This window comes from Pedobacter glucosidilyticus DSM 23534, assembly GCF_000425145.1.
GTDB classification, from domain to species: Bacteria; Bacteroidota; Bacteroidia; order Sphingobacteriales; family Sphingobacteriaceae; genus Pseudopedobacter; species Pseudopedobacter glucosidilyticus.
The window spans coordinates 49,757-64,266 of sequence record NZ_AULF01000014.1 but is presented as its reverse complement, the minus strand read 5'-3'; the positions used below and the strand labels follow the sequence as shown (position 1 = coordinate 64,266).

Here is a 14,510-nt window from a genome sequence, read left to right as displayed (position 1 = left end):
ACTATAAAAAAACCAATTTTAATTATATTTAATTTAAACTATGTATGTAAAACACCCTGTTTTTAAAGAATCCAAATCTCTAGATATATCAATTTGGAGATACATGGATTTCTGGAAATTCTTAAACTTATTAGATAATAAGGCTCTTTTCTTTTCAAACTCGGAGAATCTAGGCGATAGATTTGAAGGCAGAATCCCACCTTTTGTGTTAGAAAAGATTAAACTAAGAGACGAAGAAACAGGCTCTAAAAGTGAAGAAATTATCAATTATATTGAAAATGTTTGTAGGAAGACTTTTTTAATTTCTAGTTGGAGTTATGCTGAAAGAGAGTCCTTTGCATTATGGAAAATGTATGCTAAAAATAAATCAGGCGTTGCCATCCAAACTGATTTATATTCATTAAAGGAGTCATTCAATATGACAACAAAATCCATTTATATTGGAGAGATAAATTATATCCACGAAAAAAAATATTTTTTTGATTTAGGAAATCTATTCTATCCATTTATGACAAAATTTGATTTTTATTCATTTGAAAATGAATTAAGATGCATAACAGTAAATGAGGACTATGAGAAGAATAAAGAAAATCTTGTGGATATTGATTTGAAAACTTTAATTAAGAAAGTTCATATATCCCAAAGTTCAAAACCTGAATTTGTTAAGTTAATTGAACAAATAAAAAAAGAGCATAACTTGAATTTCGAAATTTGTTATTCAAAAATAAATGATAGTTGGCTTTAAAATTTAAAATCTAATCAAAATGGCAATTAAAAATTATAATTCTTGATTGAATTTGAGCTAGATCACATTTAAAAATCAACAAAACATGAGAAAAATTGAAGATTTTAAAAGATACTTTTATGCTATTTCTGTAATAATTTTATGCGCTTTAGGTTACATATTATTTATTTATGTTATCAAATCACACTCGAATAATTTAATAATAGTCGGTCTACAAAAATTAATTCAATTACTTCTGTTAATCATCTTATACCTCCCAATAATATTTCTAATTCTTTTTCTTGGTACTTTAACCACTGATTATTTTTTTCCGAATAAGTTTCAAAGAAATAAAATCTTGAAAAACTTACTTATTATTATGTTTGGGGCTTTGGTTTGCTTTTTATGGGCTGTTGGCCCCGGAATAGTTTGGGTGTTTGGGGAAGAATTACTTTCAAAGTTCGTCAACTTATTTTGAAATGTTCATATATTACCATAGGTAAAATTAGTATTACTTTAATAATTTCATTCAAATAAGAATGATTAGAACCGATAGCATGGGGTAAGCCATGTTAGGCACTCGTTACAGGCTGGCTTAAATATGAGAAACAGACGCTATAAAAACAAAAAAGTTCGAGGTGATATTCCACCCCGAACTATAGTATAAAATTTAGTTAGTTAGTTTTTATACTTTTTTCTTCTAGTAGCAGTATTTATTAGCTTCTATCAATTGTTTTGCTACTCTTTGTCTTGCATCCTTGATATTAAAAGGTGCAACTTTGGTAAACCTTCTTAAGCCCATCAACATCATGTTTAATTCATCGCCTTCGGCAAAAGAATTTAATGCTTCTTTACCTGCTAAATAAACTTTATCAACAGCTTGTTGCATATAAATACGCATCATATCAATTTGTCCGGCGGCGGCCTCCTCGCCACGCATGGCTACTAATTTCTCTACTCTTAAAATAGTCGACTCAGCAATGTAAGCTTCACCAATAATATCGGCGATATTCATCAAGATTTCTTGCTCTTTGGCTAAAGTCATCATCAGTTTTTGTACAGCAGCACCGGCTATCATTAAACCTGCTTTTTTGATATTTTTAAGCGCTTTCTTTTCTGCTGCAAATAAAGTATCATCCTCCTCAGAGAAATCAGGAATAGACATTAACTCGCCCGCTACCGCTTGTGCTGGTGTCATCAAATCTAGTTCGCCTTTCATAGCTCTTTTCAAGAGCATATCTACAAGAAGCAAACGGTTAATCTCATTGGTGCCTTCAAAGATACGGTTGATACGGCTATCGCGGTAAGCTCTATCCATAGGAGCATCTGCAGAGAAGCCCATGCCGCCGTAAACTTGTACGCCTTCATCAACAATATAATCTAACATTTCTGAACCCCAAACTTTTAAGATGGCGCATTCTACAGCAAATTCCTCGGTAGATTTAAGTTTAGCCTTACCAGAATCCATACCACCGGCAACTAATCTATCATAAGCATCATCAATATTTTGTCCGGCCCTGTAAGCAGCGCTTTCAACCGCAAAGTTGCGGGTGGCCATTTCTGCTAATTTATATCTGATAGCTCCAAATTTCGAAATTGGAAGCCCAAATTGAACTCGCTCATTTGCATAATTAACAGCATAATCTATCACCTTACGGGATGAGCCAATAGCCGCAGCCCCTAATTTAATACGACCAATGTTAAGAATGTTAACCGCTATTTTAAAGCCGTTTTCACGCTCTGAAAGCATATTTTCTACCGGAACAGGGCAATCGTTAAAGAAAACCTGACGGGTAGAAGAACCTTTAATACCCATTTTATGCTCTTCCGGGTTCATGGTTACGCCACCAAAATCTTTCTCTACGATGAAAGCTGTTAAATTTTTATCATCATCTATTTTAGCAAAAACAATGAAAACATCGGCAAAACCACCATTGGTAATCCACATTTTTTGTCCGTTAATGATGTAATGTGTACCCTCTGCATTTAATTTAGCCTTTGTTCTTCCGCTATTAGCATCAGAACCAGAGTTTGGCTCTGTTAAACAATAAGCCGCTTTCCACTCGCCAGAAGCAAGTTTAGGAATGTATTTAGCTTTTTGCTCCTCGTTACCATAATAAAGAATAGGTAAAGTACCAATTCCGGTATGTGCTGATAAAGCTACCGCGAATGAGTGACCAGCACCTACAGCATCAGCTACCAACATAGAAGTATTGAAGTTTTTACCAAAACCGCCATATTCTTCCGGAATTGAAACAGCTAGTAAACCCAGTTCTCCTGCCTTATCCATTAAAGATGGCATAAGACCTTCTTCCAACTTATCAATCCTATCCAAATTTGGGAATACTTCTGCTTGTAAGAAGTCTTCGCAGGTTTTCTTAATCATTAATTGTTCTTCATCAAACTCTTCTGGAATAAAAACATCCTGAAAATCTGTTTCGGTGATTATGAACTCACCTCCTTTGATTGATTTTTTTTCTATTGTTGCCATATCTTTTTTATTTGATGACGGAATAAGGAACAAGGAATAAAGAAGCCTTAAATAGTTTCAAATACTAAATTGTATTACATCCTTTACTCCTTTTTCTTTGTTCTTTATTCTTTCAATGTTTTAATAAAATTTACGATCATCTTTTGCAGGATGATTATTTTTTCAAAAATTTCATCTGATTCTGAAATCATATTTAAGTCAGCAGCTAAAAGTAGTTGGGTTTCTAACTCATAAAGTGAGCCTAAACTCATTTTTAGAAAGTGAGCGAAATCCTTATTGGTTCCCCTTGCAGAACCTTCTGCAATATTTGAAGGAACTGAGATTGAACATCTGTCTATCTGACTTATTAATCCAAATCTTTCATCAACAGGGAACTTAGCAGTAAGTATATATACATCTTTAACAATCGTTATTGCATCCTTCCATATATTTAACTGTCGAAAATTGTGCATCATCTTTTATCCTTATTCTTTTGTTCCTTACTCTTTGTTCCTTGTTCTTTGCTCCTTGTTCTTTTTTCCTTGTTCTTTTTTCCTTGTTCTTTTTTCCTTGTTCTTTGCTCCTTGTTCTTTGCTCCTTGTTCTTTGCTCCTTGTTCTTTTTTCTAATAAACCTCAAAAATCCCAGCTGCACCTTGCCCGGTACCTACACACATGGTTACCATACCGTATTTTTGATTTCTCCTTTTTAACTCATTAAAAATTTGTACAGATAATTTTGCTCCTGTACAACCTAGTGGATGCCCTAGTGCTATAGCGCCCCCGTTTACATTTAATTTGCTAGTATCTAGATTTAATTTTCTGATGATAGCTAAAGATTGCGATGCAAAAGCTTCGTTCAGCTCAATTAAATCAATATCATCTTGTTTTAAATTGGCTTGTTTTAAGGCTTTCGGAATAGCTTCTATAGGGCCAATACCCATAATTCTTGGTGGTACACCTGCAACAGAATAGCTTACCAATCTGGCAATAGGTTTAACATTTAACTCTTTTAGCATCTCTTCAGAAACTACTAAAACAAAAGCTGCTCCGTCTGATGTTTGTGAAGAATTACCAGCAGTAATAGAGCCTCCGGCTGCAAAAACTGGTTTCAGCTTAGCTAAAGCTTTTAGATTTGTATCCTTTCTTGGGCCTTCATCTGTATCAACCACATATTCTCGAGTTTTCTTTTTCATTTGCTCGTCTAGATAAGTTTCTGACACTTTAATAGGCACAATACCGTCTTTTAAATGCCCATTTTCTAAAGCTGCTACAGCTTTCTGATGCGATTCAAAAGCAAATTTATCTTGATCTTCTCTGCTAACTTCAAATTCTTTAGCAACTGCTTCTGCGGTTAAGCCCATGCCCCAATACCAATCAGGATTTTCCATAGCCACTTTAGCATTTGGAACTATTTTCCATCCACCAAAAGGCATACCCGACATCACTTCTACTCCGCCAGCAACAATGCAATGCGCCATTCCTGCTCTTATTTTTGCTACTGCTGTAGCAATGGTATCTAAACCCGATGCACAATATCTATTAACGGTAACACCCGGCACCTTATCAGTTTTTAAACCCATTAGGGATACCATTCTTCCGATGTTAAGTCCTTGTTCTGCTTCCGGAGTTGCATTACCTACAATCACATCGTCTATTCTTTCTACGTCTAAACCCGGTACAGAGGCTACTAAATGCTGTATCACCTCGGCAGCTAAATCATCTGCTCGAGTAAATCGAAACACCCCTCTTGGAGCTTTTCCTACTGCTGTTCTGTATCCTGCTATGATGTATGCTTCCATATTTATCTTTTTATTTAGGATGAGGAGCAAGGAATAAAGACACCTTACCTATCATCCGTTTTAAAATCCTTTTTCTTTGTTCCTTGTTCCTTTTTCTTTGTTCCTTGTTCCTTTTTCTTTACCCTAATTTCTTAAAGGCTTACCTTTTGTGATGATGCTTTGAATGCGTTCGAGTGTTTTCTTCTCTCCGCAAAGAGATAAAAAAGCTTCGCGTTCTAAGTCTAACAGGTATTGCTCGCTTACCAATGTTGGTGCTGATAAATCTCCGCCACACATCACATAACCCAATTTTTGGGAGATTTTCTGATCATGTTCTGAAATGTAATTTCCAGATTTCATGGTATTGGCACCGGCATAAACCATCCCAAGACCACTTTTTCCTAAAACTTTAATATCTGTTCTTCTTACGGGTTGGGTATAACCATTATTGGCTAACTCAAGCGCTTTTTCTTTAGCATCAGCAATCAATCTGTTTTTATTCATGCTGATAGAGAATTTATCTTTTTGCAGATAGCCTAAATCATAAGCTTCAAGGCCAGAGGTTGATACTTTTGCCATACCAATGGTTAAAAATCTCTCTTTCAAGACGTTTTGCTCTATTTGTCCATCGGTAAATTCATCCGATGCTCTGAGGGCAAACTCTTTACTTCCGCCACCGCCAGGTATTAAACCAACACCAAACTCTACCAAGCCCATATAGGTTTCTGCACTTAGCTGTACATGGTCTGCATGTAAACAAAACTCGCAGCCACCACCAAGCGTTAAATTGTGAGGTGCTAAAATCACCGGGATAGAAGAGTAACGGATACGCATGGATGTATTCTGGAATAACTTAACAGCCATATTTACCTCATCCCACTCCTGCTCTACAGCCATCATAAAAATCATCCCTACATTGGCTCCGGCCGAGAAATTAGCGCCATCATTACCTATAACTAAACCTCTAAAATCTTTCTCGGCAATATCAATAGCTTTGTTAATGCCAGTAAGTACCTCGCCACCAATAGTGTTCATTTTGGTGTGGAATTCTAGATTTAAAATACCATCGCCTAAATCAGTAAGTGTTGTTCCAGCATTTTTCCAAACCGTTTTGGTGCTACGTATATTATCCAATATGATGAAAGCTTCTCTGCCTGGGATAATCTGATAAGATTTAGAGGGGATATCGTAATACTTCTTAATACCATTTTCTACTTTATAAAAGGAAGTATTTCCGGCATCAAGCATCTCTTTTACCCATGCTGCTGGTTGGTGACCATGCTGTTGCATAATAGCTATTCCCTCGGCAACGCCAACGGCATCCCAAACTTCATACGGACCAAGTTCCCAACCAAAACCTGCCCTCATAGCATCATCAATACGGAAAAGCTCGTCTGAAATTTCTGGAATACGGTTAGAAACATACTCGAATAAACCTGCAAAAGATACTCTAAAGAACTCGCCAGCTTTGTCTTTCCCTTTAGCAAAAACCTTCATGCGTTCTGCTAAATTCTCTATAGATTTTGTAGCTTCTAGGGTTGCAGATTTTACTTTCTCTTGCTTTCTATAAGTAAGGGTTTTTAAATCAAGCGCCAATATTTCTGATTTTCCTTCAGCATCTTTTGTCTTTTTATAAAAGCCTTGCTTTGTTTTATCGCCTAGCCAATTATTGGCTTGCATGTGCTTTACGTATTCTGGAAGTACAAATTTCTCTCGGGCTTCATCATCAGGAGCATTTTGATATAAACCATTAGCCACATTAATCATGGTGTCTAAACCTACAACATCTGTTGTACGGAAGGTTGCAGACTTAGGCCTGCCCAAAGCAGGTCCGGTAAATTTATCTACCTCTTCAACCGTTAAATCCATTTTTTCTACCAAATGCAACAATGCCATAATAGAGTAAACACCAACTCTATTGGCTATAAATGCCGGAGTATCTTTACATAAAACGGTTGTTTTACCTAGATATAAATCTCCATAGTGCATCAAGAAATCAACTATTGCTTTATCGGTATCAGGTGTAGGTATAATTTCGAGTAATTTGAGGTAACGCGGCGGATTAAAAAAGTGCGTACCACAAAAATGCTTTTTAAAATCATCACTTCTTCCTTCTGCCATCATGTGGATTGGGATACCAGAAGTATTAGAGGTAATTAAAGTACCTGGTTTACGGTATTGCTCTACTTGGTCATAAACTTTCTTTTTGATTTCAAGATTTTCAACCACTACTTCTATCGTCCAATCGCAGGAAGCAATATCCTTCATGTGATCTGTAAAGTTTCCGGTTTTTATTTTATTGATAACCGTTTTGTTATAAACCGGCGAAGGATTACTTTTTAAGGTATTTTGCAAAGCAGTATCAACAATACGATTACGTACTTTAGGATGTTCTAAAGTTAAACCTTTAGCTTGCTCATCGGCTGATAATTCTTTAGGAACAATATCAAGTAAAAGCACTTCTACACCTATGTTGGCAAAATGGCAAGCTATACGCGAGCCCATTATCCCTGATCCTAAAACAGCAACTTTTCTGATAATTCTTTTCATCTGTTTATACTCTTTATGTTTATATGATAATGCCTCATTTTAAAATTAAACTTAATTAATCAGCATCATACTCCATGGTTAAGGTATTAATCTTAACTAAGGAATTGATTAAAATATCTCTTTCCTTTTCTGATAAATGACTATCTAAATAATCATTAAACTTCCTTACTACTACCCTCGCTAAATGTCTTTTTTCTTTTCCTTTCTCGGTTAAATACACTTTTACAGAGCGTTTATCATCTTGATGAATTTGCCTGATGATGAGTCCATCTTTTTCTAGATTACTTAAGGTACGGCTTAAACTGGTAGACTTTAACCCCAATAAAGATGCCACCTCTGATACTGTGGTACCTTCATGCTCATGAATATTAATAAGCAAGTAGCCAACAGATTGCGTAATACCAAACCCTGCTGCAATTTGATTATATTTGTTTGCAATTGCCTGCCAGGTTACTTTAAGGTGATAGTCTATAGTCTCTTGTGGTTTCATAAAATGTTTAGGTGATTGAGTATCAAATATAACAAGTGAACATTTATTATGCAAGCATAATAATATTTTTCTATGATTTTCCTTTTGGATTAGTTTTTGCTATCGAAAACTGATTTTAAAAAGTTTCACTAAAAGAAATCACAACAAGTTTTCATTTATAAATAGTAAAAAAGCCTTGGTATAAAATACCAATCACAGCAATATGATTTTAATTGTTGACGATAAACCAGAAAATATATATTCGTTAAAAAGGCTTTTAGAGTCTAAAAAGTTTGAAGTAGATAGTGCTTTATCAGGCGAAGAGGCTTTGAAAAAAGTATTAAAAAATAATTATGCACTCATTATCTTAGATGTGCAAATGCCTGATATGGATGGTTTTGAAGTAGCAGAAACTTTAGCGGGTTTTAGCAAATCAAAAGACATTCCGATTATTTTTCTTTCTGCGGTTAACACTGATAAAAAGTTTATTACACAAGGCTATGCTTCTGGTGCTATAGATTATATTACAAAACCTGTAGACCCTGACATTTTAATGTTAAAGGTAAAAACCTTTTACCGTTTGTATGAACAAACTAATGCCCTAAATGAAATACAAACAGCTTTAAGAGCCGAGATTGAGATCAGAAAAAAAGTACAGGCCGAGCTTAAAGAGCGGGTAGAGCAATTATATTCTACTTTAGAATCTTTACCGCAAGTAGCTTTTACATCAGACCCATCAGGTAATATAGAATTTGTAAATAAGCAATGGTTTAGGTATTCTGTATCTACAAAAACATTCCCTGTTACACATCCAGAAGATAAAAATATTGACGAAGAATGGACAATTTGTATGCTTACAGAGAATCCGCTTGAACTGGAAGTACGTCTAAAAGAGCTTGATTCTGACGTATATCATTTTCATTTATTGAGGATTATCCCGATAAAAGAAAAAGATAAAATTGTTAAATGGGTAGGTACTTTTACTGATATTGAAGACCAAAAGCAAATTGAAAAGAAGAAAGACGAGTTTTTAAGTATTGCCAGTCATGAATTAAAAACACCTTTAACCAGTATAAAAGCTTATATCCAATTGCTAGAGAGGAGCCTAAAAAATAATCCTAACGAGACGGCTAATACCTATCTGGATAGGGCACAATTGCAACTCTCCAAACTCAATAATTTAATTGCTGATTTATTAGATATATCAAAAATAGAAAGTGGGAAGCTAAAATTAAATAAAAGACCTTTTCATGTTGAGAACTTAATCTCTAGCGTAATAGATATTATACATCACACACATGAACATGTGGATATTGTAAGAAAAGGAGAAGCGGTAAATCTGCATATTTGTGCTGATGAGGTTAGGATTGAACAAGTTTTAATCAACTATTTAACCAACGCATTAAAATATTCGCCAGAAAATAAGCAAGTTATCATTGAAACAGAGATCAACGAAAATCAATTAAAATTAACGGTAACTGATTTTGGTATTGGCATACCATCAGAAAAACAAAAAAATATTTTCGATAAATTTTTCAGAGTAGAAGAATCATCCCTAAGATTTCAAGGCTTAGGTATTGGATTATACATTTGTTCAGAAATTATTAGACAACACCAAGGAAGTTTTGGTGTTATCAGTAAACCTGGCGAAGGCTCTTCTTTTTATTTTACCATTCCTATATAAGTATGCAAAAGACATTTTTACGCAATTTACAAATTGGGTTTAGCCTATCATTGGTGGTTTTAATCATCAGTTCTGTTGCTTCATTTATAAGTATCAGGCAATTACAAAATAGCAATGCTATGGTTGCCCATACTAAAGACGTTTTAGATGCTTCAGACAAAATCTTATCTGATTTAAAAGATGCAGAAACCGGACAAAGAGGGTATTTATTAACTGGCAAAGAAAGCTTTCTTGAACCTTATTATAGTGGTTTAAAATCTTTACCCGGCTCTTTAAAAGTAGCTATAGATTTAACGCAAGATAATCCTGTCCAAACACAAAGATTTGAAGAACTTTCTAGCATCATTGATATCAGGCTTAATGTTTTAACAAAATTAGTTGAGGATAAAAAATTTGGTAGAAGTTATGTAGAGGCTGATTTGGAAATAGGCAGACAAGCCATGGAGAAATCCAGAAAAATTATTAACGAAATAAAGGATACAGAGAATGCATTATTGATAGAGAGAACAGCCTCTGTACATCGTTTTAGTAATTATACTACCATTTTAATTGTTTCTGCGGCCATTATAGCGATACTGATAACATTCTTTTTTTATTTAAGAGTGCGTAATGATTTTGTAGAAAGAGATAATTTAAGATTATCCCTTAAAAAGAAAGATGAAGATATAACCAAAAGAATTCATTTGATACAAGACGTTGCATCACAAATTTCGGAAGGTAAATATGATATAAGATTAAATGATGATGAAAAAGATGGATTAGGAAGCTTAGCTACTTCGCTAAATATTATGGCAGAGGCTTTACAAAAAGCTTTCACTATTTTAAATGATAACGAGTGGCTACAAAAAGGGATTGCCACTTTAAATGAAAAACTTGTTGGCAATAAGACTTTAGAACTTATCGCTCATGACACTTTAAACCACTTGGTTAGCTACGGCGAGTGCAATTCTGGTGCTTTATACCTGATGGAGAATGGCTTACTTACTTTACAAAGTGCTTATGGATTGGATGAAAGAATGTTAAAACCGGTAAAATCTGGTGAAGGCATGATTGGTCAAGTTTTTGCCAATGGGAAAGAAAAATTATTTTCTAACATAAGTGATGAAAACTATACTGTTTCTTTTGCAAATGGTAAAATAAAGGTGCAACATATTTTACTTGTTCCTATACTTTATGATGATAAAGCCATTGGAGTCATAGAACTGGGCTGCTGTCATAGTTTTAATGAAATAGAGATTGCTTTCTTTAAAGATGCTACAAAAAATTTGGGTATTGCCATAGCTGCTGCTGCAACACGTAAGCATGTACAAAGGCTTTTAGAAGAAACCCAAGCACAATCAGAAGAAATGCAGGCACAGCATACAGAACTGGAAAACCTAAATGCAGAACTGGAAGCGCAAACTCAAAAATTACAGGCCTCAGAAGAAGAGTTAAAAGTACAACAAGAAGAGCTTTTGCAAGCTAACCAAGAATTAGAAGAACGCTCTAAACTATTAGAAGAAAAAAACCTGCTTATTGTAGAAAGAAATTCCGAAATACAGCAAAAAGCAGAAGAGCTTGCCTTAAGTACAAAATACAAATCAGAGTTTTTAGCAAATATGTCTCATGAGTTAAGAACACCACTAAACTCTATTCTGCTTTTGTCTAGATTATTGACAGAAAATAATGAGAAAAATCTTACCGAAGAACAAATAGAATCAGCAAAAGTTATTCTGAGCTCGGGAACTGGTTTGTTAACACTTATTGATGAGATTCTTGACTTATCAAAAATTGAAGCTGGTAAAATGAATTTAGATTTTCATGAAACCGATATTATCGAGTTGATGAGTAGTTTAGAAGCGATTTTTAATCCTTTAGCTAAAGAAAAAAACATAGCTCTCCGCCTAAAACTTGACCAAGAAGCTCCTCAAAAAATCATTACAGATAAGTTACGTTTAGATCAGATTTTAAAAAATCTTATTTCAAATGCTATCAAGTTTACTCATGAGGGCTATGTAAATTTAACTATCCAAAATCATCCAAAACAAAATGGTTTCTTACAATTTATTGTAGAAGATACAGGCATTGGAATTCCAAAAGAGCAACAAAGACTAATTTTTGAAGCATTTCAGCAAGCGGATGGTTCTACCAAAAGAAAATATGGGGGCACAGGGCTTGGTTTATCTATCAGTAGAGAGTTATCCAGATTATTAGGTGGTAGCATTTGTTTAATCAGTGAGGAAGAAAAAGGAAGCAAATTTATATTAGAAATACCAGCTCATGGTAAAACAGAAAGTGTAACGCCTAACACCATCCCTACTGTAAGTTATCCCCATGAAGATAACTTATTTAATACCACAGAGAGTATTTATGTTTCGCAAACAATACCCAATGAAATAGCCGATGACAGAAATAACATTAATCCCGGAGACAAAACCATTTTAATTGTTGAAGATGATACAGCCTTTGCATCTTTACTATTGAAGTTTACCAGAAAACAACAATACAAAGGAATTGTCATTGTAAGAGGAGATTTAGCGGTAGAATTTGCAGAAAAATATCAGCCTTTGGCCATCTTGTTAGATATACAGTTACCCGTTAAAGATGGTTGGATGGTGATGGAAGAGTTAAAATCAAATCCTAAAACTAAACCAATACCGGTTCATATCATGTCTTCTTTAGAAGTAAAAAGAGAAAGTTTACTTAAAGGAGCTATAGATTTCATTAATAAACCCATTGCTTTAGAACAAATGCAAACTATCTTTCATAAGATAGAAGATGCATTAAACAGGCATCCCAAAAAAGTACTCATCATAGAAGAAAACCCAAAACATGCTACAGCACTTTCTTACTTCTTAAGTAGTTACGAAATATCCACAGAGATAAAAACCAATGTAAAAGATAGCATAAAGGCCCTAACTTCTGATAAAGTAGACTGTATCATCTTGGATATGGGCATACCAGACCAAACAGGCTATGCCGCTTTAGAAATTATCAAGAAAAACGAAGGTTTAGAACATCTGCCTATTATTATTTTTACAGGCAAAAATTTATCAAAAGCCGAAGAAATTAAAATTAAGCAATATGCAGATTCTATCGTTATTAAAACAGCACACTCTTATCAAAGAATATTAGATGAGGTTGGTCTTTTCTTACACTTGGTAGAGGAAAAGAAAACAGATAACCAAAAGAAAAAAACGAATACTTTGGGCACTTTAAATGAAGTTCTCAAAGGCAAAACCGTACTTATTGCTGATGATGATGTGCGAAATATCTTCTCGCTTACCAAAGCATTAGAAAAGTACCAGATGAAAGTTATTTCTGCAACAGATGGTAAAGATGCTTTAGAACAATTAGAACAACACCCTGATATAGCTATTGTATTAATGGATATGATGATGCCAGAAATGGACGGCTATGAGACTACCAGTAGAATTAGAAAACATCCTAAATTTAAAAATATACCTATTATGGCTGTTACTGCAAAAGCCATGATGGGTGATAGAGAAAAGTGTATTACTGCCGGAGCTTCTGATTACATATCAAAACCAGTTGATATTGACCAATTACTTTCTTTGTTAAGAGTTTGGTTGTATCAATATTAAAAACACAACATGGAGAAAATTTATGACAAGAAACACCCTTATCCTGATTATAGACGATGACCATAGAAATATTTTCGCTTTAAAGATGGTTCTTAAATCAAAAGGTTTTGATTGTATAGCAGCTAATAGCATAGCAGAAGGTATTACGCTTTTAAAACAGTTTCCAGAAACTGCTCTTATTTTGATGGATATGATGATGCCAGAAATGGATGGCTATGAAGGAATTGGCGTTATCACACACCAAGAAAAAATAAAAAAACTACCTGTTATTGCAGTTACGGCACAAGCTATGCAAGGAGATAAAGAAAAATGTTTAGCAGCAGGTGCAGCAGATTATATATCTAAGCCTATTGATATTGATAAACTTTTAATAATCATAGCAAAAATTTTAAATGATTGAGCCAGATTTAATAAGAGATGAAGAACTAGAAAAGCTGCTGATTGAAATTGCAGAACTTTACGGTTACGACTTTACACAGTACAGTAAAGCTTCTATTAAAAGAAGAGTAAACCGTATTTGTGTAATTGATAAATTTACCAGTTTTGCCGAGTTACGCTATCAACTTATTAAACAACCCTCTTATTTGCAAAGGTTTATAGAAGAAATTACGGTTAACGTAACAGAAATGTTTAGAGACCCATCCTTTTATAAAGCTCTTAGAGATGATGTATTCCCACAATTAGGTACTTATCCAATCATTAGAATTTGGTTAGCTGGATGCTCTACCGGTGAAGAAGTATATTCTTTAGCTATTATAGCCAAAGAAACTAATCTTATTCAAAAAACACTTTTTTATGCCACAGATATTAACCCTAGTGTACTAGAAAAAGCCAGAGACGGAATTTTCCCTCTCAGCCAGATGAAACTATACTCTGAAAATTATATCAACTCTGGCGGCCTCAAAAATTTTTCAGACTATTACACTGCGAATTATGATTTTGCCCGTTTTAATGATGATTTAAAACAAAAAATGATTTTTTCTACACATAATTTAGTCTCAGACCGTTCCTTTAACGAATTTCAGCTTATAATTTGCAGAAATGTATTGATTTATTTTGATAAAGATTTACAAGCAAAAGTTTTTAAACTTTTTGATGATAGCTTAGAACACTTAGGTTTTCTGGGTTTAGGTTCTAAAGAAACACTTAGGTTCTCTCAGCTAGATAAACATTATCATCAAATATCGACAGAAAAAATATGGCGTAAACAAAAGGAGGATAAAAGATTGATAAAAAGCAACCACTTTTAA

The 14,510-nt window shown here is 34.2% G+C and carries 10 protein-coding genes; 5 read left to right on the top strand and 5 right to left on the bottom strand.

All coding sequences use genetic code 11. The annotated features are described in order from the left end of the window. Positions 1-40: 40 nt before the first annotated feature. Complete coding sequence (locus H510_RS0105945; RefSeq protein WP_026903478.1) at positions 41-745, top strand: hypothetical protein; 705 nt, start codon at positions 41-43, stop codon at positions 743-745. Positions 746-1,424: 679 nt separating this feature from the next. On the opposite strand, the gene H510_RS0105935 is transcribed toward H510_RS0105945, so the two are convergent. The 5 genes from H510_RS0105935 to H510_RS0105915 all read right to left on the bottom strand — a co-directional run bounded on the left by H510_RS0105935 (position 1,425) and on the right by H510_RS0105915 (position 8,013). Further along, complete coding sequence (locus H510_RS0105935) at positions 1,425-3,215, bottom strand: acyl-CoA dehydrogenase family protein (protein ID WP_026903476.1); 1,791 nt, start codon at positions 3,213-3,215, stop codon at positions 1,425-1,427. 104 nt (positions 3,216-3,319) lie between these two features. Beyond that, on the bottom strand, positions 3,320-3,670 hold the full coding sequence (locus H510_RS0105930) for a four helix bundle protein (RefSeq protein ID WP_245584792.1): 351 nt from the start codon (positions 3,668-3,670) through the stop codon (positions 3,320-3,322). Between the two features lie 148 nt (positions 3,671-3,818). Continuing rightward, the gene (locus H510_RS0105925) at positions 3,819-4,994 is read right to left on the bottom strand and encodes an acetyl-CoA C-acyltransferase (RefSeq protein ID WP_026903474.1); all 1,176 of its coding nucleotides are present in this window, start codon (positions 4,992-4,994) and stop codon (positions 3,819-3,821) included. Between the two features lie 123 nt (positions 4,995-5,117). Next, positions 5,118-7,523: a 3-hydroxyacyl-CoA dehydrogenase/enoyl-CoA hydratase family protein gene (locus H510_RS0105920; protein ID WP_026903473.1), complete on the bottom strand. Its 2,406-nt coding sequence runs from the start codon at positions 7,521-7,523 to the stop codon at positions 5,118-5,120. A 55-nt stretch (positions 7,524-7,578) separates the two neighbouring features. Further along, complete coding sequence (locus H510_RS0105915) at positions 7,579-8,013, bottom strand: MarR family winged helix-turn-helix transcriptional regulator (protein WP_026903472.1); 435 nt, start codon at positions 8,011-8,013, stop codon at positions 7,579-7,581. Positions 8,014-8,215: 202 nt separating this feature from the next. Between H510_RS0105915 and H510_RS0105910 the strand changes: the two genes are divergently transcribed. From H510_RS0105910 to H510_RS18360, 4 genes are read left to right on the top strand one after another with little or no spacing between them, the layout of a single operon-like run. Then, positions 8,216-9,676: an ATP-binding response regulator gene (locus H510_RS0105910; RefSeq protein ID WP_026903471.1), complete on the top strand. Its 1,461-nt coding sequence runs from the start codon at positions 8,216-8,218 to the stop codon at positions 9,674-9,676. A gap of 2 nt (positions 9,677-9,678) precedes the next feature. After that, on the top strand, positions 9,679-13,260 hold the full coding sequence (locus H510_RS0105905) for a response regulator (RefSeq protein WP_026903470.1): 3,582 nt from the start codon (positions 9,679-9,681) through the stop codon (positions 13,258-13,260). 22 nt (positions 13,261-13,282) lie between these two features. Then, positions 13,283-13,660: a response regulator gene (locus H510_RS0105900; protein ID WP_026903469.1), complete on the top strand. Its 378-nt coding sequence runs from the start codon at positions 13,283-13,285 to the stop codon at positions 13,658-13,660. Further along, positions 13,653-14,510, top strand: a complete 858-nt coding sequence (locus H510_RS18360) for a CheR family methyltransferase (RefSeq protein ID WP_051291079.1) — start codon at positions 13,653-13,655, stop codon at positions 14,508-14,510. The genes H510_RS0105900 and H510_RS18360 overlap by 8 nt, the downstream gene beginning before the upstream one ends.